Source organism: Polynucleobacter sp. UB-Siik-W21 (genome assembly GCF_018687415.1).
In the GTDB taxonomy this organism is placed as follows: Bacteria; Pseudomonadota; Gammaproteobacteria; order Burkholderiales; family Burkholderiaceae; genus Polynucleobacter.
Window position 1 is genome coordinate 289,128 of sequence record NZ_CP061289.1, and the last position, 20,672, is coordinate 309,799.

Annotated in this window: 16 protein-coding genes; 15 read left to right on the top strand and 1 reads right to left on the bottom strand. The window is 36.1% G+C overall.

Annotated elements, in window-relative coordinates; all coding sequences use genetic code 11:
- The first annotated feature begins 1 nt into the window (after nt 1).
- Both C2756_RS01560 and C2756_RS01565 read left to right on the top strand, forming a co-directional pair.
- A complete protein-coding gene (locus tag C2756_RS01560; RefSeq protein ID WP_215319641.1) occupies nt 2-1,033 on the top strand; it encodes an NAD(P)-dependent oxidoreductase in 1,032 nt (343 codons plus the stop codon).
- A gap of 38 nt (nt 1,034-1,071) precedes the next feature.
- Nucleotides 1,072-2,130, top strand: a complete 1,059-nt coding sequence (locus tag C2756_RS01565; protein WP_215319642.1) for a glycosyltransferase family 10 domain-containing protein — start codon at nt 1,072-1,074, stop codon at nt 2,128-2,130.
- Nucleotides 2,131-2,161: 31 nt separating this feature from the next.
- Here the strand turns inward: C2756_RS01565 and C2756_RS01570 are convergent, their stop codons facing one another.
- Complete coding sequence (locus C2756_RS01570) at nt 2,162-3,877, bottom strand: DUF6492 family protein (RefSeq protein WP_215319643.1); 1,716 nt, start codon at nt 3,875-3,877, stop codon at nt 2,162-2,164.
- A 570-nt stretch (nt 3,878-4,447) separates the two neighbouring features.
- Between C2756_RS01570 and C2756_RS01575 the strand changes: the two genes are divergently transcribed.
- The 13 genes from C2756_RS01575 (at nt 4,448) to C2756_RS01635 (ending at nt 20,655) form a co-directional block, all read left to right on the top strand.
- On the top strand, nt 4,448-5,875 hold the full coding sequence (locus C2756_RS01575) for an O-antigen ligase family protein (protein WP_215319644.1): 1,428 nt from the start codon (nt 4,448-4,450) through the stop codon (nt 5,873-5,875).
- A gap of 30 nt (nt 5,876-5,905) precedes the next feature.
- A complete protein-coding gene (locus tag C2756_RS01580) occupies nt 5,906-7,711 on the top strand; it encodes a glycosyltransferase family 47 protein (RefSeq protein WP_215319645.1) in 1,806 nt (601 codons plus the stop codon).
- A gap of 59 nt (nt 7,712-7,770) precedes the next feature.
- A complete protein-coding gene (locus C2756_RS01585) occupies nt 7,771-8,607 on the top strand; it encodes a hypothetical protein (protein ID WP_215319646.1) in 837 nt (278 codons plus the stop codon).
- A 44-nt stretch (nt 8,608-8,651) separates the two neighbouring features.
- A complete protein-coding gene (gene galE, locus C2756_RS01590; protein ID WP_215319647.1) occupies nt 8,652-9,653 on the top strand; it encodes a UDP-glucose 4-epimerase GalE in 1,002 nt (333 codons plus the stop codon).
- Between the two features lie 55 nt (nt 9,654-9,708).
- On the top strand, nt 9,709-11,538 hold the full coding sequence (locus tag C2756_RS01595) for an ABC transporter ATP-binding protein (RefSeq protein ID WP_215319648.1): 1,830 nt from the start codon (nt 9,709-9,711) through the stop codon (nt 11,536-11,538).
- 56 nt (nt 11,539-11,594) lie between these two features.
- Nucleotides 11,595-13,289: a glycosyltransferase gene (locus tag C2756_RS01600; protein WP_215319649.1), complete on the top strand. Its 1,695-nt coding sequence runs from the start codon at nt 11,595-11,597 to the stop codon at nt 13,287-13,289.
- A gap of 2 nt (nt 13,290-13,291) precedes the next feature.
- Nucleotides 13,292-13,978: a cytidylyltransferase domain-containing protein gene (locus C2756_RS01605; protein WP_215319650.1), complete on the top strand. Its 687-nt coding sequence runs from the start codon at nt 13,292-13,294 to the stop codon at nt 13,976-13,978.
- Complete coding sequence (locus tag C2756_RS01610) at nt 13,968-14,912, top strand: NAD(P)-dependent oxidoreductase (RefSeq protein ID WP_215319651.1); 945 nt, start codon at nt 13,968-13,970, stop codon at nt 14,910-14,912. The genes C2756_RS01605 and C2756_RS01610 overlap by 11 nt, the downstream gene beginning before the upstream one ends.
- Nucleotides 14,912-15,652, top strand: a complete 741-nt coding sequence (locus C2756_RS01615) for an SDR family NAD(P)-dependent oxidoreductase (protein ID WP_215319652.1) — start codon at nt 14,912-14,914, stop codon at nt 15,650-15,652. The genes C2756_RS01610 and C2756_RS01615 overlap by 1 nt, the downstream gene beginning before the upstream one ends.
- Nucleotides 15,653-15,668: 16 nt before the next feature.
- On the top strand, nt 15,669-17,633 hold the full coding sequence (locus C2756_RS01620) for an acyltransferase family protein (protein ID WP_215319653.1): 1,965 nt from the start codon (nt 15,669-15,671) through the stop codon (nt 17,631-17,633).
- Nucleotides 17,634-17,661: 28 nt separating this feature from the next.
- Complete coding sequence (locus C2756_RS01625) at nt 17,662-18,774, top strand: hypothetical protein (protein WP_215319654.1); 1,113 nt, start codon at nt 17,662-17,664, stop codon at nt 18,772-18,774.
- 73 nt (nt 18,775-18,847) lie between these two features.
- The gene (locus C2756_RS01630) at nt 18,848-19,897 is read left to right on the top strand and encodes an N-acetylneuraminate synthase family protein (protein ID WP_215319655.1); all 1,050 of its coding nucleotides are present in this window, start codon (nt 18,848-18,850) and stop codon (nt 19,895-19,897) included.
- Nucleotides 19,894-20,655, top strand: coding sequence for a formyltransferase family protein (locus C2756_RS01635; RefSeq protein WP_215319656.1), 762 nt, complete (start codon nt 19,894-19,896; stop codon nt 20,653-20,655). Before C2756_RS01630 ends, C2756_RS01635 begins: the two co-directional genes overlap by 4 nt.
- Nucleotides 20,656-20,672: the final 17 nt, after the last annotated feature.

A 20,672-nucleotide genomic window follows, 5' to 3' on the forward strand; every position in this document is an offset into this window, starting at 1 on the left:
TATGAGCGACCAATCCGTTTTTGTTCAGAGTGATGCTAAAAAAATCAATGAGGCCATAGACCTAGCACCGTTTGATAAAGCTTCGATTGTGATTACTGGGGCTTCGGGTTTAGTGGGTCAATACATGTTGGCCGGGCTTTCAAATGCGCAAGCTAAAGGTATAGAGCCTAAGCAAATCTATCTTTTTGTTAGAAATGAGCCATCAGATTGTTTGCGTGAGATTGCAAAAAATCTCAATGTGACATGGTGTAAAGGTGATATTTGTGATCCTAGCCTAATAGCAGAGTTGCCAAATGACCTAGACTATATTATTCATGCTGCAGGTTATGGGCAACCCCAAAAGTTTCTCGAAAATGAAATTTCGACGATCACAATGAATACTGCAGTAACCAATTCTTTATTGAAGAAATTAGCCAAAGACGGTAGTTTTATCTTCATTAGTACTAGTGAGATCTATAGCGGGTCTAAAGAAACGCCCTATAAAGAGTCGATAGTTGGTCAAACGAATACAGATCATCCGCGCGCTTGTTATATTGAAGGTAAGCGCTGCGGCGAAGCAATAGTCAATGCCTATCACAAGCAAGGATTTGATGCTAAATCTATACGTTTAGCCCTTGCTTACGGACCAGGGGTCCGGCTTGACGATCGTAGGGTAATGAATGAAGTGATCAAAAAAGGCTTAATTGATCAAAAAATTGCATTGATGGATAGCGGCGTTTCCTTGCGTACCTATATTTATATTACTGATGCTGTTGAATTTATGTTCAAAATTTTACTCAAAGGTAAAAGCAATATCTATAACCTTTCAGGAAAATCTAGAACGAGTATTGCACAGATGGCTCAGCTTATTAGTGAATGTATTTCTGTACCCTTATCAATTCCACAGTCTAGTGCTGGATTGGCTGGCGCTCCTGAGGATGTTTCCTTGTCGCTTGACCGTTTGCTCGGGGATTTTCCTAAAGACAACTTTGTATCTTTTGATGTGGGTTTAAAGGCGGTGATTGAATGGTATCGCCTGCTTTTGAGAGATTGATACCTTGCCATGCTTGCAATTAATTTTGGTAATTGAATATGTTCTTAGCCGATAAAAATTTCAATTTAAAATATTTTATTACCAGAGAGGGCTCCCGGTGGAAAGGGAAGTTTAGTGACTGGCAGTTGGATCGATATAAGAAAGCGCTAAACAAGCGTTATGAGTTAGAGCAAATCCCGCTTGCTAACAGTCCAAAAGTCTATATCCATAAATATGATTATCACTGGCTTTATTTAGCATCCATTCGTAAATCTTTTGAATACAAATTAGTGAGCAGTCCAGAAGAGGCAGATGCAATCATCTTTCAGACAAATGTCGACGAAAGCTTAAATCTTGAAAATAAGGATATTTATATCTTTTATGGAGAGCCAGAGATATATACCAAGGTTCACTTTAGTAAGCTAAGTAAGGATTTTTTTGAAAAGAATCGGGTAACCATCATAAGTCACCACCCTGACCCTGCTTATTTTTTAACGCCTACAGGTCCATTTAAATTTATTCGAACAATACTTTTTGATCCTTTTTTGCATTCAGCAACGATTGAGGATCTAGAAAAAATTGATGGATCAGATAGAAAAAAATCAATTTTTACGATTACATCAGCTTTATCCGGAATAGCTGGGAATGATAATAAAAAAAGAGGTATCGAGAAGATTATAGAAAAAGGAATAAAGCTTGATCTGTATGGTCGTATTTCTAGAGCAGCTGTGTCTATTAAAAACTATAAAGGGACTTGTACTTATAAATATAAGCTGATGAAAAAATATAAGTACAACTTGATTTTAGAAAATTCCCCAGAAGAAGAGTGGTGGGTTAGTGAAAAGATTTATGACGCCTTAATTTGTGGCTGTATGCCGATTTATTATGGAAGCGATAAGGTGTTTAAGATCTTGCCTTCAGACTGGTTTTATTTCTTGCCAAGCTTTGAGGATGATGAGTTAGATAAATTGCAAAAGTTTATTAATTCTGATGCCTACGTAACTATATCTAATAACAGAAGGGAGATTGCTGAGTATGTTGATCGTAATTTCTCTTTCTTTTCCGCAATTGAAACAGCTGTTAACCACAAGCCTTTTCAATTCCTTATTGAGAATTAAGAGTGATCAATTAAATGATGACAATAGTATTTTAGGATTCTAACCAAAAGTATTTCTGATTCGATTTATAGGAAGGATTGGCCTTCCCATAAACAAACTCTTTAGGCTGTAAAAATTGATATACCCCATTTGAATGCCCCCGAAAGAGCATCATCCAAAGCTCACCATTGCCTGAAGTGGTAATAATGTACTTGCATTGAGACAGCATGAAAATGCAACTATAAAAATCAATATAGTCTTTATTGCCAGACCAGCCCTCCCAGGCAGCAGTTTCAACTACAAAACAGCAATCGCCAAGAGAGCGATAGATGAAATTACGAAATTCTTGGTCATCGGTTTGAATCGCAAATCGTATCGATGGATGCTTTGCTTGAATGAATAGAGCTTTTTCTAAAATTTGATCAAAACTTGGCTGAACTGTCTCAGCCTCTTTATCGGTGCCTCGGTAACGAATGACGCAAGTATTTTCATAATCAATCTTAGAGGACGCTTCAAGTTGCTCTACAGTATTGGTGATCAGTTTACTGGGACTAAAGTATTTTTTAATGAACGGGGCTATGGTCGCAAAGCAAATATTATGATAATTAGAGAATTGCTGCTCATCAGAAGACTGAGTTATTTTAATGGGTTGTCCATCCCACTGAATTGTTACATCTTCTCGTTGCGCAAATAAATCCTTGCTAATATTTTCATTTATATTTTCTTTGTAGTAGGAAAATTGAGTTGAGCTATCAACTATCTTAGGCGTAGTATGGTGTTGATTAAAGAAAGCCAAAATACTTTCAAGTCGCACGGTACAGCAAGAAAATATCCCCACGCCAGCATCTATTTTAAGCGTCCCCATACTTTGCAAAAACTTTATATATATAGTGCGGATATTCCTAATATTCAGAAGTTTGGCGAGAATAGGCTTGATAACCTGATCGTTAAAAATTGGTATCGTCACTTTAAAAAAAACGGGTTTAGCCCTATCCCATTTTTCAAAGCTAACATATTTATATGGCGCAAGCTTTTGCACTGCGGTTGATGAGTTTAATAGACTGACATCTCCTATTAGCGAATTACCTAGACGCTGCCAAGGATCTTGTAAAAAGTTAATTTCATCACGGTGATTCTTTGCAATAAAGCTTCCTAAGGATTCATACTCACTAAACGCATTGTTTTGCGAGAAATTAATCGAGTTTATGATTGCCTCTATCCAGGATTTGTCAAAACGTAGTTCAATGGTAGTTTTAAATTCTTGAAACCATTGTGACTTAATTGGAAAATTTTGGGAAATAAAGGAATGTGGCAATTGTTTTTGGATCCCTAACAACCTATCTATTGTTTCAAAATAAGGGGGGTGATTTTCAGTTCCAATAAAATATTGCAACATTCCAGAGTGATCTATGAAATTGATTGGTTCCAGTGGGATTGTGTCACCATCCCATAAAACTGCTATTTTATTATCTTCAAGTTGATTGAGTATCTCCAGTTTAATGAATTGCTGCAAATACCAACGAGAATTCGAGTGCTCATTTTTTGGGAGATATCTAAAAAGCGATTCTTCAAAATATTTTGAATACTGGGATTCAGGCAGGATTTGAAATCTCTGGCTAGTAATTTTTTTAAACAACTCTAATTCAGTATCAGGAACGATCAGGGTATAACGTTTTGCAGGAATGAATTTAATAATAGCTTTGTTCGCAGAAGACCATGTTTTAGCATCTTGCTTGCAGCATAAAGATATGATTTCATCAATCTTCATTGGTTAAATGCTCCTTAGTTTAAGTCTCACAATTATAAAGTGTGCGAATACTAAGAATAGGGTAATTGTTATATTTGATATCATCAGTCTAAATAAATGGCTACTTATTAAAGCGGATTAAAGAGATTTATAAAAAGACTGCATTAGAGCTTTAATGCCACTTTCTTTATTAGTAGAGTGGGTAGTATGGCCTTTGCGCGGCACAATTGCTGCTCGAAATATTGCTTTAGTAATGGGGGGCGATCAGCAATGGCTAGGAGTTTAATGAATTGCTGAAGGTACCAGCGATATTGGTTAGGATTTGCTCATGCAACTGACGCGAGAATCCTCTTGTCATATTAGCTGGAGTAGCTTAATTCAGATTAAATAATAAATTTTTATCAGAAATTTTTAGAAAAACCCAATATCAGAATCGGGAACAATCGCAGTGCATTTATGAGCTAAATCTTTTTCAACAAACTTTTTTTCTTGTAATTTGCCAAGTATGAATATCTTGCAAGCAGCATAGCGATATAATCTCACCTAACATCATAAGTTACCTTATCGATATTCACAATTGTAAAGGTTTAAATGCATCAACCAATTGAAATTCCCGAAAATAGGAACAAAGATTTTTGGTTGAAGGGGCTTTGCCTCAGACTTGTAAGGTCAATATACTCTCTGAAGACATTGGAATTGCTGATGATCTTGGGATTTTTGGTGGCATGGATTGTTTGGCCGCTTCGAGGAACTATTGCCGCACGCAACTTTGCATTGGTTGTTGGTGCAATTTCATCTATTTCATGGATTTTAATTTTTCAAGCAAAATTTAAAATTCAAGATTTGATCCCAATTATTTTATTAATGTTTGTGCCAATATGGCTGCTTGTACTGTATATCGATTTTCCTCGCGCACCAGCGTTGCAGTGGGATGATTTGTCTGGCACTTGGCTAAGGGTAGTGATAGGGTCTTTTTTTGCTATCGGACTAGGCAAGCTATATATTCATCGACCTCAATATCGCCGATATTTTTGGTGGGTTTTATTTATTTGGCCAATAATTGTATTTATGATTTTTCTGATGCAAGGTATTTTTACTGACTCATGGTCTGGCGAAACTTTTTATATTCACATTTTTAAAAGTAAAGTGGCGGGACTTTATTTTTTAGCCTGGTCCTTAATTTTTTGTTTTTCCACTTTTCATTACCATTCGTTAACTTTAAACAAATTTAGTATCAAAAAATCGATATATGTATTGGTTTTATTTTTACTATGCATTGTAGATTTTGTTTTATTGCAATCATTAAATGGCTTCATAGCAATAATAGCGTGCTTTAGTATGACAATAATTTTTTTGATAAGGGATAAACCGAAATTAAAGTTTATGGGTTTTTTTATAAAGACAATCTTATTTATAGTCGCCATTATTTATTTTATAACAGCTACTGTTCTTTATAATACAAAAGGTGGATCAGGAAAATTAATTAATTTGAAGGCTGATATCCGATTTATTCTGAGTGAGGATGCGACTGGGGCTTGGAAATGGGACAAGTCTTATGACGGTGCATATCCCCCGATAAACCCAGTTACAGGCAATAATGTTAATGGAAGTACTTATGAGAGGGTGACCTGGTTTCAAGAGGGGATTAAAATTTTAATAGATAATCCCCTTGGATTGGGTTATACAGGCCAAGCGTTTGCAGGCTACATGTCAGAAAGGTATCCAGGCTCTAGAGCAACTAAAACTCATAGTGGTTGGCTTGATTTTGGATTAGGTGTGGGTTTCCCGGGTTTATTTGCAATATGGTTGGCTTTGGGAGTGATATTTTTTCAAAGCCGACATTCTTTTTATGTTGATCCGCACTTACAGTTGACACAAGCTTTCATTTTTTGGGCGATTTTAATAATGAATCTTCTTTGGTTGATTGCTGAGTTCAGCGACCGAGAGTACATAGAACATTTCTTTTTTGTAGTAACTTTTTTTAGCATTGTTAGCGCATCTTATAAGGTAGATCGTTAGATTAAGGGCACAACCTATACGGAGCGAGGGATGTTGATAAATACAGTTTCAATCATTTTTGTGCATAGTGGTGAACGCCCCCCCCCACATTGTATGGCGACATCAGTAGCAGTTGCTTGTGAGATTGCTCCGAAATGCAATGTGCTGGTACTAGTTAATGAAAGCAACCTTTTTCCTCTTAGGAGTCAGCTTCAATCCCAATATAAATATGGGCTAGAGAATTTGCAAATAATTACTATTGAGTCATTGAGTGAGAAAAATTTATCCACCAATTTTACAAAGGATGCTAAAGCAGATAGGGACTTTAGGGGTGGTTTTTGGCTTCATACTGCCAATCGGTTCATGTTGATTGCAGATCTGATGGATTCGTTATGCCTTGAAAATTGCCTGCATCTTGAAAACGATAATATTCTCTATTTTGATCCAAGTCATAAATTGGAGGTTTTCAGGTCGCATGCATCATTCGCGATTCCTTTTGATCGATCTAGAGCTATTCCGGGAATAGTTTGGTATAAAAACTCTCAAATTGCACAGGATTTGGCTAAATATATACGGCAGAGATCTGAAATGCATGATTTTGATGTACTACGCCAGTTTTGTGATTCTGGCTTATATGACGCTAAGCCGTTACCAACAATGCCGCCAGCTTATGCGAAGGCTAGAGGATTTTCTGTTGCAGATTATTGCGCTGGGTATGAGCATTTTGGCGGTATTTTTGATGCCGCTGCTATTGGGCAATATATTGGTGGTGTTGACCCCAGAAACATACCGGGCGACTCTCGTTTTTTTATCAACGAAACATCTGACCTTGATATTAGTCAATGCGACTTAATATGGAGTTATCAGAATGGGCATCGAAATTTGTATTTTCAGATGGATTTTGAGAGAGTTAAAGTTCTATCCGTTCATGCCCACAGCAAGGATACTTTGGGTGCTTCGCCATTTAACTTCTTTAGCATTGAAAATGAGGGTGAAGTAATAACGGGTGAGCGTATTCAAGAGTGCGCTGAGATAACTATTGCATCTAAAGAAGCGATAAATTTTCATGGCTTAGATAATATTCGAAGTAATGAAATTCTTCAAATTCCAAAAAAAGAGTCTGGAAATTTTTTCAGGAAAAAACTAGTTGATACTCCGCCGGATGAAAAATGGTTTGATAATTTAAAAAATGTAAAAACTATTTTTGTCTACACTCACTTGTTAGATTATTTTAGAAAGTATGTTTTGCCTAGGCTTGAGTCACCCTTTAACCTTATTACTCATAATTCAGATGACGGGATTACATTCAGCCATATAGATATCCTGAACCATCATTTATTGGTTAAATGGTTTGGGCAGAATTGTGAAATTTCGCACAAAAAACTTATACCTCTTCCCATCGGAGTTACAAATCGTCAGTGGGGGGCGCAAAAAATTGTGCAATTATTGAAAGTTTCACGCGAATATGAAAAATCAAAATTAGCATATGCAAATTTTCGTAGCGATACCCACCCTAATCGTGGCGTATTATTAGATATAATCTCAGACATAAGCTGGGTAACAAAAAGCCAAGATCTTGGATATACCGACTATCTTGCAGAATTAGCCCAGCATCAGTTTTGCCTATGTCCTCGCGGTAATGGTATTGATACCCATCGGTTTTGGGAGGCTCAGTATTTAAATACGATCCCAATCATCGTGAAATCAGATTGGACTGCTGCATATTCTGGTTTACCTGTACTGGTGTTAGATGACTGGACTCAACTGATTGGAATTGATTTGAGGAAAGAGTTTATTAAAATTTCAACTACATTTTTAAATCTTGATTCCTTAAGCTTATATTATTATAATATTTAATAGTAAAATTTCTAACATAGAATATGTAAAAAATAAGAAAGAATTTCTTAATCAAGAAGATGAAAAATATATCAGGGGATGATGGGGTTGGTTTGATGCATTTGAAAGTTCTATTTATTAAAATAAGATTAACCTTTAAAACCCTCTTCATTTCTAGCTCTGCCGGAATTTTAATTGCACTAGTATTTATTTATTTTTCTCCTAAAAAATATGAGGCAACAGCTAACATTGAGATGGCTCAATTTGCTGAATACAAATATGGCTCTAATGGCACATCCTCAAGTATTGATGTTGAAAGCCCAGGCTTGCTTATTTCTCGTCTCTCATTGCCTACGGCTTATGATGAGCCAACTCTTCTATCATGCGGTCTCCCTAAGATAGGAGGAGTAGAGTTCGGCGGTATGCCTGACATTAAAGTAACTCCATTGAGAGGGACATCTAATGTTGTTCAGTTAAGGGCCTATGGTGTCACGCCAGGTTCTGCTAAGGATTGTGCGGGTGCTATTGTCGAATCTATTAGCGCTTATCAAAATAGAAAAATATTTTCCTATATAGAATCATTAAAAGTGAATCTTAGAGAAATTGAGGCTCAGTTAGTTGAGACCAAAAAATTCATTCAGAAGGTCGATGCAGTGGGCGGGGGAGTTAGTGCCGCATATCTCTCTACTCGAGATGAGGCCTTATTGTTGCATGGTGAGGCGGGCAAGTTAAAAAACATCATAAATCAAGCCAGCCAAAGCAATGCAAGGCTCATTTCACCTATTTATATCAACCATAAGCCAGTATCGATGCGGCCTATCACCATATTTTTTTGGGGTTTATTCGGGGGCATGTTGTTTGGGATTATTTTTCTATATCTCAGAGATGGAATTGCGAAATTAATTAAGGAAATTTAGATGCAAAGTATTACTCTAATTTATGGAACCCTTCAGGATCTTGCGTGAATATTCTTCTTACCGGAGGTGCCGGGTATATAGGTAGTCATGTTGCAATTACTCTATTGGAATATGGTCATCGACCAGTCATTTTTGATAATTTTGTAAATAGTACTAGCAATGTAATTGCTCGCATCGAGCTTATCGTTAATAAAACCATAGATTGCATTGAGGGCGATATTCGCGATATGCCTGCATTGATTAAGGTAATCAAAGAAAATAAAATTGATGCTGTTATACACCTTGCTGGATTAAAGTCGGTGTCTGAGTCAAATGAAAAGCCTCTGGACTATTTTTCTGTAAATGTGGGCGGTACAATTAGTCTGCTTCAGGCAATGAAGAAAACGGGGGTTCGACATTTGGTTTTTAGTTCAAGTGCAACTGTATATGGTGAGCCGCGTTATTTACCAATTGATGAGAGCCACCCAACAAACCCTACCAATGTCTATGGTGAGACAAAACTTCAGACTGAATTAATCTTGAGGAACTTGAGTGAATCTGATGCTTCGTGGAAGTTTGGATGCTTGCGGTATTTCAATCCTGTTGGAGCCCATCATTCAGGCCTGATTGGGGAGGCTCCATTGGGGCGACCAAACAATCTTATGCCAATAATCGCAAGTGTAGCTGCAGGCGAGAGAGGAGAATTAAAGATATTTGGTGGGGACTATGGAACTAAAGATGGAACAGGCATACGTGACTATGTGCACGTTATGGATTTAGCAAGAGGTCATTTAGCATCAATAAATTACTTGGCCAAAGTAGGGTCTCATCTTGTAAATTTAGGTACAGGAATGGGATATAGTGTTCTGGAGGTTGTGGGCGCCTATCAACAGATAAGCTGCAAAACAATTCCATACAGCGTTGAAAAAAGAAGGTCTGGCGATGTTGCAGCAGTTTATGCAAACACTAAGTTAGCAGAAAGCCTTTTAGGGTGGAGGGCGACTCAGAATTTATATGAAATGTGCGCTACAAGTTGGGCCTGGAAAAGCCAGCAGAGCAAAATATAGAACCATTCTCGTGTCATAATTTTTTGGCAAGTTTTAATCTTGAAAAATTACTGAAATGAAAAATCAAATTAAGCCAAAAAGAAGTTTCATTCAATATTTCTCGCTTTTCCAAAAATATCTTGGCACTAGGATGTATCTAGTTTTATTCTTATCCATGCTTTCAGCTGCGACAGAGTCAGTGGGAATTGCAATGTTTATACCGCTGCTGCAGATGATTGATGGAACAGTGCCAAATGGAGAAGGGTGGACTACTTCTTTAATAATGCGCCTAGTCGCAAATATTCAAAATTATTTTGGCGCCTTTTTAGGGCTTAATTTAGCCACAACTTTAGTTTTAATCATTGTGGGTGCCTTTATTTTTAAGGGAATTTTTTCATTCTTATCCGAATATTTATGCGCAATATTAAAGGGTCGCCTCTTGGGGTATTTCAAGAGCGAGTTGTATTCTGGTTTCGAGAAAATGAAATATGAGTACTACGCAAATACTGGGACTGGACACTTCATAAATGTAATTAACGAGCAAGCAAGTAAAGCAATCATTCCCTTTGGGATCTTCATGGATTTGGGTGGCAAAATCGTAACAGCATTGATATATATGACGCTTGCCTTTGTGCTGTCCTGGAAAATGGGTTTAATGGCGGTTGCAATAGGTGTATTTTTATTGGTGATCTTCAAATCCTTGAACGCATATGTGAGAAATATTTCATCGCTTACTGTAAATGAATCAGGTGTTATCTCAAAACTTTTAATACAATCTTTGCAGAGCTTTAAATACCTTACATCGACCGGTCAGGGGCATAAAGTTAAGGAGGCTGTATTTATTTCTATAAATAGATTGGCTGACTTCGAAATTAAAAGAGGTGTCAGCGCTGCCTTTACTCAAACAGTTCGCGAGCCTTTGGCTGTGGTTGCAATTATGTCGGTGGTATTAGTACAAGTATCAATTTATAATGAACCGATTGCTCCCATTCTTATTTCGTTATTGCTTTTTTATCGGAGTTTAAATACGATTCTAAATCTTCAGTCAAGTTATCAAAAGGGATTGGAGTCGACAGGATCTCTAATGGCTGTATCTCAAGAGTTAAGAGGCTTAAGCAAGAATGAGCAGATTCAAGGCTCCAAATTATTGGGATCAGCATTTAGTGGTATCGAATTTAGACATGTGTATTACACCTATCCCGATAGTGCGGAATCTGCATTAGATGACGTTAACATTCATATTAAGTTGAATGAATCAATCGCGATAGTAGGGTCTTCAGGTTCTGGAAAAACTACATTAGTAGATTTAATTACGTTATTACTATCCCCGACAAAAGGTGAGATTCTGATAAACGGAATTTTAAGTTCGGAAATGAATTTCGATCTCTGGAGGGGGCAGATTGGATATGTCTCTCAGGATGCAATCCTCTTTGATGACACCATTGCAAATAATATTTGCATGTGGTCAGGAAATTCTCAGATTAATGATGTGCTTTTGGGGGAGATTAAAAAAGCTGCAATCCAGGCTCACATACACAGCTTGATAGAATCTCTGCCTCTTGGATATCAAACTCAAATTGGAGAGAGAGGGATTAAACTATCCGGAGGACAGAGACAACGTTTATTTATCGCGAGAGAGTTATTTAGAAAGCCTAGGCTTTTGCTATTGGATGAAGCAACTAGCGCGCTTGATAGCGAGACGGAAAAATATATTCAAGAGAGTATTGAAGCGCTAAAGGGATTGATTACGGTTATTGTTATTGCGCATCGCCTTTCTACTATTAAGAATGTAGATAATATTTATGTATTAGAAAGCGGAAAAATTACTGAAAGTGGTAGTTATGATTTACTTGTAAATTCAAAAAATTCAAAATTTAGCAGGATGATCTCAGCGCAATCCTTGTAGTTTGATAAAACTGACTGCAATATTATTTATCGCATTAGAAAAGATAGAAGTATTTTATGAGTAGACTAAGATTTCCGATTGAAATGCTCGGGCAAAGTGGTTTTAGAATTGAATTAAATGATCTCACTTTATATGTAGATCCTTATCTATCTAATTCCGTGTACGAGCAAGACTCAAATGAGTTTGTCCGCATGAAGGGAATTGCTCGGACGCCGGACGAGGTGGTTGATGCCGATTATGTTCTTATTACACATGAACATTTAGACCATTGCGATCCCAATACTGTACTTGGAATAGCGAAGGCATCTCCGGAGGCAATTTTTTGGGGGCCTAGAAAAGTGCTGATGCAACTAACTTCGTGGGGAATTGATGCTGATAGACTGATGTGTCCAGAAGAACATTGGAAAGTTTTAGATGGAGATTTGAAAATATGTGCAATCCCTTCTGCGCATCCCGAGATAGAAAGAGATGATGACAATAAGTTAACCGGCCTTGGATACATCATAGATTGTTGCTCTAAATTAATTTATATAGCTGGAGATACATTAGTTCATGAGGAAATTATTGATGTATTGAGATTGCAGCCAAAAATTGATGTAGCCTTTTTACCAGTAAATGAGGACAACTACTATCGTCGCAAGAAGGGTATTGTTGGCAATATGTCTGTTCGCGAAGCATTTCAATTTGCTTCCGATCTTGGTATTAGAGCAGTCGTGCCAGTGCATTGGGATATGTTTGAAATTAATTCAACATATCTGGAGGAAATTAAATTAATTTATGAATATGGGAATTATAAATTTGAATTGTTGGTGGATCCTAAAGAGCTAAATCTCAGTGGAATAAATACTTCAATCATCATTCGTACGTTAAATGAAGAGCGATATTTGTCGGACTTATTGGCCACAATAAAAAAACAGAGTTGCTTTGATGAAACCGTAGAAATTATTGTTGTTGACTCAGGATCAACCGATAAAACTCTATCAATTGCAGAACACCATAATTGCAAAATTTTAAGAATCCCTAAAAAAACATTCACTTTTGGAAATTCATTAAATAAAGGATGTGAACAAGCGGCCGGAAAAAATTTGGTATTTATTAGCGGACATTGCGTTCCTGCTGATAAGCATTGGTTAAAAAAATTATGTGCACCATTAGGAAAAAACGAATTTAAATATGTATATGGTCGCCAAATCGGCGGTAATGAGAGTTATTTTAGTGAAAAAAGAATTTTCGAAAAGATGTTCCCCCCTATTGATGGGGCGATAGTCGATGGGCTTTTTTGCAATAATGCAAACGCAGCAATGTTAAAGTCGGAATGGTTAAAGCATGGCTTTGATGCAGAAATTACTGGCCTCGAAGATTTAGATATGGCAAACAAAATTAAGGCAAGTATTGGTAGAGTTGGTTATATATCTCAAGCTATTGTGTACCATTATCATAAGGAGTCTTGGAAACAGGTAGCAAGGCGATTTGAGAGAGAGGCTTACGCACTACAGAAAATTAAAATTAATATTCATTTAAGGCTTGTGGATGCAATATATTATTTTCTTGTAAGTGTATTTAGTGATTATGTTGCATATTTGGAAGCAAAAGACATGAATAAAAATTTTTTATCCGATGCAGTAAGTATTGTTAAATATAGATTGCATCAGTATGTAGGCAGTTGGAAAGGAAGCAATAGGAATCGCAGGCCAACTCAGGAAGAGAAGGAGTTATTTTTTTATCCCCTGTCTAATGAGAAACAATGTTAATAGTGAATAAACCAAATATTGTTGCGCTACTTCCTATGAAGCTGAATAGCACTAGAGTACCTTCAAAAAACTTTAAAAATTTATGCGGCAAACCTCTGTGTGAGTGGATAGTAAACTCATTGATCACTAGCAATAGATTTAAAAATATTGTAATAAATACCGATGCACGTGAGGCTCTTAAGAATACGGTAATATACCCCGATAAAAGAATTCTAATTAGAGATCGCCCCAAGGAAATTTGTGGAGATGAGGTGTCAATGAATTTAGTAATTGAAGATGATTTGAAGAGCATTGATGCTGATATTTATTTTATGACGCACACAACAAATCCACTCTTGAAGCCTGAAACAATTGTCGCTGCTATCGATACGTATATTGAAGCTAATAGAACATCAAATATTGATTCACTCTTTTCAGTGAATAAATATCAGGCAAGATTTTATGACTGTAATGCTAAGCCCCTAAATCATAATTTGATGAATTTGATACCGACTCAAAATCTTGAGCCTTGGTATGAGGAGAATTCAAATTTTTATATATTTACAAAACAAAGTTTTGAGGAATCAGGTGGTAGGATCGGTTTAAGACCAATGATGTTTGAGATGGATAAATCCGAATCTATCGATATAGATACGCAAGAGGATTGGAATCTTGCTGCTCGCTTGATGGAGCATCATCTTGACACATAGATTAAAAGTGCTTGTAACGTGCCCCCCGATGCTTAAAGAGATGGATGCGCTTCGAAAATATTTCCATGAAAAAAATATCACCATAACGGAACCTGATGTTACTCAAACGCTCACCGAAAGTGAACTCATTAAAATTCTACCATCTCATGATGGATGGATAATTGGCGATGATCCTGCAACAAAAAATGTTTTGACTGCAGGAAAATCCGGAAGGCTTCAAGCTGCAGTGAAATGGGGGGTTGGCGTTGATAACGTTGATTTTAAAGCGTGCGCTGATTTAAATATCCCAATAACCAATATTCCAAATGTTTTTGGATCTGAGGTTTCTGATATTGCAATCGGATATGTTATCGCATTGGCTAGGCAGACCTTTCAGATTGATAGGGGGGTACGAAATGGAGAGTGGCCAAAAATTCAAGGGATTTCACTGGCAGGGAAAACAGCCGCGGTTGTTGGTTATGGGGATATTGGCAGGGCTGTAGTGAGGAAATTAAGAGCGCTGGATTTAAATGTAATTGTTTATGATCCTGGTATTGAGCGCTCTTCAGTAGTGAGTGGCGTTAGTATTTCATCTTGGCCATCTAGGCTTGAAGAGGTTGATTTTTTACTCTTAACATGCTCATTAAATAGTTCTAGCTTCCATATGGTCAACGAGGAAGTGTTCTCGCTCATTAAAAAAGGGGTGAGAATTGTGAATGTTAGTCGTGGGGCATTAATTAATGAAGTTCATCTTGTTAAGGCATTAAAATCAGAAATAGTGCATTCTGTTGCTTTGGATGTATTTGAGGTTGAACCTTTACCGATTAAATCCATGTTAAGAGAGCATCCTGCATGTATTTTTGGCTCTCATAATGCATCAAATACTAAGGATGCAGTGCTACGCGTTAGTCATATCGCCATTGAAAAACTATTCCATTTTCTAAAAGTTAAGTAATGACAAAAACAGCCATTGTCACTGGGGCTAACGGGGGAATCGGGTCATATATTTCTAATGCCCTCACTGTAAGCGGGTGGAGGGTTATCGGCATTGATAAAGTGTTTGATAAGGGCTTCTTCAGCGAAGATAATTTTCTCATGGATTTGGAGAAGTTTGGCGAAGACGATTGCTTCCATGACATTCAACTCAAGCGGTTAAAAGAGTGTCTAAAAGATGATAAATTAGACTTGCTCATAAATAATGCGGCGGTTCAGTTGGTCAAGCCTTTAGAGCAAATTAGCAGATTGGATTTCCAGAAAGTGCTCAATATAAATTTGGTGAGTGCTTTTCTTCTATCAAGAGACCTAGTCCCTTGCCTTGAAAAAGCAAGGGGGAGCATCATCAATATCACGAGCATTCATGCAAATTTAACAAAACCATATTTTTCAACATATGCCATCAGTAAAGCCGCATTAACTGGCTTAACAAAAGCTCTTGCAGTTGAGCTGGGTAGTCGTGTTCGCGTAAATGCAATTTGTCCTGCAGCGATTGATACCGAAATGCTTCGATCAGGTTTTGTTGGTAACGAGCAGAATCTTCTGAGGCTCGGAAAATTTCACCCAAGCGGAGAAATTGGATCAGTTGATAATGTTTTTGAAGCAATACAATACCTTGCCGGATCTAAAAATAATTTCTTAAACGGGGTAATACTTAATATTGATGGCGGTATTTCCTCGAGGCTCCATGATCCTCAATAAAAAAAATCACTGACAATTGCAATATAGAAAAGATATAGATGGCTTGAGGGCAGTCGCCATTATGGCGGTACTCCTTTTCCATTATTTTCCGCATCGAATACCTGGGGGGTTTTTAGGGGTCGATATTTTTTTTGTGATTTCTGGTTATTTGATATCAAAAATAACATTGACAGAGGTTGCTTGTGGAAATTTTCAACTAACTATTTTTTATTATAAAAGAATACGAAGGATTTTTCCCGCCCTAATACTAGTGCTTATATTTTGTTTGGTATTGGGTTATTTGGCATTATTTCCAAGTGAATATCTTAGTCTTGGTAAGTATATTGCTGCAGGAGCAAGTTTTACTACAAATATAATTTTATGGGAAGAATTAGGATATTTCGATATAAACGCCCAATATAAACCGTTATTAAACTTATGGAGCTTAAGTGTTGAAGAGCAGTTTTATATTATCTGGCCACTGATACTCCTTTTTTATAAGACAAAAAAATTAGAAACAATAACGGTAATAATTTTAATTTTCTCTTTTATTGCCTATATTTTAGTTTTAAATTCTGATCCTGCAGCAGCTTTTTATATTCCCATAACAAGATTTTGGGAAATATTATGCGGTGTTGTGCTGGCTAATCTCGAGCTATTAAATAGTAATAAATTAAATAGGCCAATGCTTAGAGATTTCGTTTCTACTGCTGGATTGCTCCTGATCTCATTAAGTCTTTTTGGTATAAAAAATGAAGGTTTAACTGGTGGATGGGTAGGGAATGTATTGGTGATAGTTGGCACAGCAATTTTAATATTATCTGGACCTTTAGCCCTTATAAATAAATGGTTTTTACAGATCAAGCCACTTTGTTTTATTGGCCTAATTAGTTATCCACTATATTTATGGCATTGGCCTCTACTTGTGTATTTAAAAATAATTGAAGGAGTTGAGTTATCAAGATATATTAAGATTGGCTGTATTTTATTATCTTTAGGACTGGCAGTTTTAACCTATATTTTTATAGAAAAGCCATTGAGGAATATTAAGTATAGTAAAAAGGCGCTATATCTATATTTATTATTAATGATTTTAATAGGATTTTCTGGGTTATATGTATTTTATAATAAGGGGTTACCTTTACGCTCTTATACTTTCGGATTAGCTCAAAATCTGCATTTAGAAAAGCCTATTACCAGCAGAATATCTGACGGGTCATGCAAAACATTGACCGATCTAAAATTTAATAAAGACAATGTTTGCCTAGTTAAAACTACACAACCAAATTTAGCAATTATTGGGGATAGTCATGCAATGGCCTTGAATAGTGCCATTTTTATGAGAGATAAAAATTATCAAAATTCCATATTAATGGCGGGCCATGGTTGCGGCCTATTTTTGGGTTATAAAAATGTTACTGTTGATGGTAGTTTTCAAAGAAAAGGTTGCGATAGTCTGGCCGAAGAAATTATAGATTCAATTGATAAATTGAAATCTATAAAAGAGGTTGTTATTTTGTTTCGAGGGTATGGTCTGGAGGATGAATCGAGTGAATCATATGGATATAAGCTTATTCCATCTGCTGGATATCAAGCGCTCAATGCGCAAGAAATGTATATTAATGGATTTAAAAATTTTCTTATGCGGATTTCAAAGCTAGATAGGTCAATTACAGTAGTAATTGATTATCCTTGGATGCAAAGCGATCCTGAGCAATGCCTAACAAGACCTTTTACGATATTAGGGATTAAAAATGAATTTTGTAGACGACCAAAAAGCAATGTCGATTCATTTCAAAGGTTGCACAGAGAATCAATTAACTTAATTAAGGAATCTATGCAAAACATTAAAGTGTATGACCCAATTAATTTATTTTGCGATCAAATTTATTGCTACGGAATAGGCAATGAAAAGCTCTTATATTGGGATAGGGATCATCTTACTTTATATTCTAGCGGGCTTGTAGTGGATGATCTTTTTAGTCGAGTATTGAGTAAATAGATTGATGTTATAAATTAAAAATTGAGTTATGAGAAAAATGACTATAAATCTTATAAAATTTGCATTTGATAATTCGTTTCAAACTACTGATAGAAGAATTGGAAAGTTAAAGTCTTTTTCCAATAAGATCATTTTTGTTAATGGTTTTAATGGGTCTGGTAAAACATTATTTTCTCCGATCGTCTCCTCAATAGACGGTGTGGAGCAGTTTACTTTTCCCTATGAAATTGAATGGATGTCGGCTTTATTGTATGGCGGGGAAATTACTGAAAATGCATATTCTGAGTTTATCAAAATATATCTTGATCAGCTTGTTTATAACCAAATGATGTCTCGCTCATCAAATTTTAGACCTAGTGATCTATCCTCCATTTTTAAGTACAAAAATCCATTTATTTATATAAAACGTTTGTTTTTAACTGGCGATAACTCAGTAGTTCCAAGAATTTATAAATCAAAGCCAATTACCTCTTTAACAACATGTCATTTAATGCCATTTTATCCACAGTTAGATAGCATTCTTGGCGACAGATTGCTTTTTATTGAAACTATTCGTGATCCTCTTTTTATGTTCCAGCAGCTTTTGATTCTTAAAAAATCAGTTATAAATGAATTGCCCGAAAAAGATTTTACTTTTTCAGTTTTTCAAGGTGAAACACGGTCTACGTATTTAGATTTTTATAGCTCATATGACTTATTTGAAAAAATAAATAAATCGTCTCCAGAAGAGGCCGTTATAGATTATTTGGAAAGGATGCAGAATTTTTATTTAGAATTAGAGGGTAATTTAAATCATGAATTTAAATCTACTCTAATAATCATTCCGTTTGAAAAGTTTGTAACTAGTCCTGATATTTGGATCGATAAGATATTGGATTTTACTGGCTCCAAAAGATCAAAAGCATTAATTATAGAAATGAAAAGGCAGTCTGTGCCTAGAAAACTATTGACATCAGGAAGAAATCTAAAAATATATAAGAGATTTGGTTGGATTGATTCCGCCGCACAATGCGGCACCTTAGAGGTCGAAAGGGATATGTATAAAAATAAGATAAAAGAGCTTATTGATGATGATAATTTGTATCGTCGCCTTATGCTTTTATCCTCAACGTATAATTCTTGGGTCGAAAATAAATTTTGATTCTTAGTCAACTTAATTTATCCATTTGCAAATAATGCAATCATAGCCACGATAACCTTTATTGGAATCTAACGTGAAATTTAATACAGAAATTAAAATTGGCGATAAGCTTGTAACCAATAAATCACCCACATTTATTATTGCTGAAGCTGGCGTAAATCATGGGGGTGACCTCGATCTCGCAAAGAAATTAATTCTTTTGGCAGCAAAAGCTGGAGCTGATGCCGTTAAGTTTCAAACATTTCGTGCTGATTCTTTGATATTAAAAGATGTTGAGAAAGCGCCTTATCAAAAAATCAGTACTGGGGGTATTTATAGAACTCAGCATGACATGCTAAAAATTTTGGAGGTGACGCCAAGCCAAAATATTGTTTTAAAGAATTTTTGCAAAGATAATGGAATATTATTCTTAACCACTCCTTTTGAGGAGGAGAGTTTAGATTCTTTGGATGAATTAAATTTACCGGCCTATAAAATAGCATCAACAGATTTAACCAATCTTCCTTTTCTGGAACTAGTTGCAAAAAAGGGGAAACCTATTTTGCTATCAACCGGAATGTCATATATGAGTGAGATTGAGTCGGCGCTGGAGTGTATTTACCCTTATAACAGGGATGTTATTGTGCTCCATTGCACAGCAAATTACCCTATATCGAATGATGAGGTAAATTTGAATGTAATCAATTCCCTCAAAAAGAATTTTGAGATTTTGGTTGGATTTTCTGATCATACTGTTGGTGTTGGTGCTGCTCCATATGCGATACCGATGGGTGCTAAAGTGTTGGAAAAACACTTTACCCTCGGTAAGGATATGCTCGGCCCTGATCACAAAGCTTCGTTATCTCCCGATGAATTGATAGAGCTTGTTCAGGTTGTTAAAAAAGTAGATAAATACATTGGCAAAAGTATAAAAAACCCAACATTATCTGAAACATTGACGCGAAAATCATTGCAGAAATGTTTGGTTGCAAAGGTGGTCATAAGCGCAGGAGAGCCATTTACTGCTACAAATATTACTGCTAAAAGAACGGGTGGCGTCGGTATATCCCCGCTATATTTCCATGATATTTGCGGGAAATTATCGCCACGATCATTCAAGGTTGATGAGATTCTTGAGTTGTGAAAATAATTTACTGCGCTTATGGTAGAGCTGGATTAGAGTGCTTATATGCACTCCTAAATAATTTCAATATTAATTCGTCCAATATAATTGTTTTCACTCATGATAGGGCGGAAAATAATGAGTTTTTAAGGCATCTGAAATCTCTTCGTATAGATTTTTATTTAGATTCAGTAAATAATTATTATGAACAACTTTCTATATTTAATGCAGATATTCTAATATCTGCTTATTACAGAAATCTGATTGGCAATAATATTATTGAATTGGTGAAGGGGAGCGCTATAAATCTTCACCCTTCAATCTTGCCAAAATATAGAGGGGCATTGTCTAGTGTTTGGGCAATTTTAAATGGTGAGAAATTCACTGGAATTACAATTCACTATATGACTGATAAATTCGATGAGGGAAAAATAATATATCAGGAAAAAATTCCAATAAATAAATTTGACACTGCCTTTTCTCTTTATAACAAATTGGTTACATTATTCGCACATCGTATTCCAAGGGTAGTGAATATTCTGTTAAGTGGCGCTCCAGGCGATACCCAACTTGGGGATGCTAGCTATTACTCAAGAGAACTTCCATTTAATGGGATATTACATTTTTCTGAAGTAACATATAGTGAATCTGAGAGATTTGTTAGAGCGTTAGATTTCCCTCCATTTGAAGGCGCTAAGTTTATTAGTGGTAATGGCGATATAATTAAAGTCTCAAATATTGATGATCTAGATCAATATCGACCACAAATGAAAAAATAATATGATTTATGTCTCAA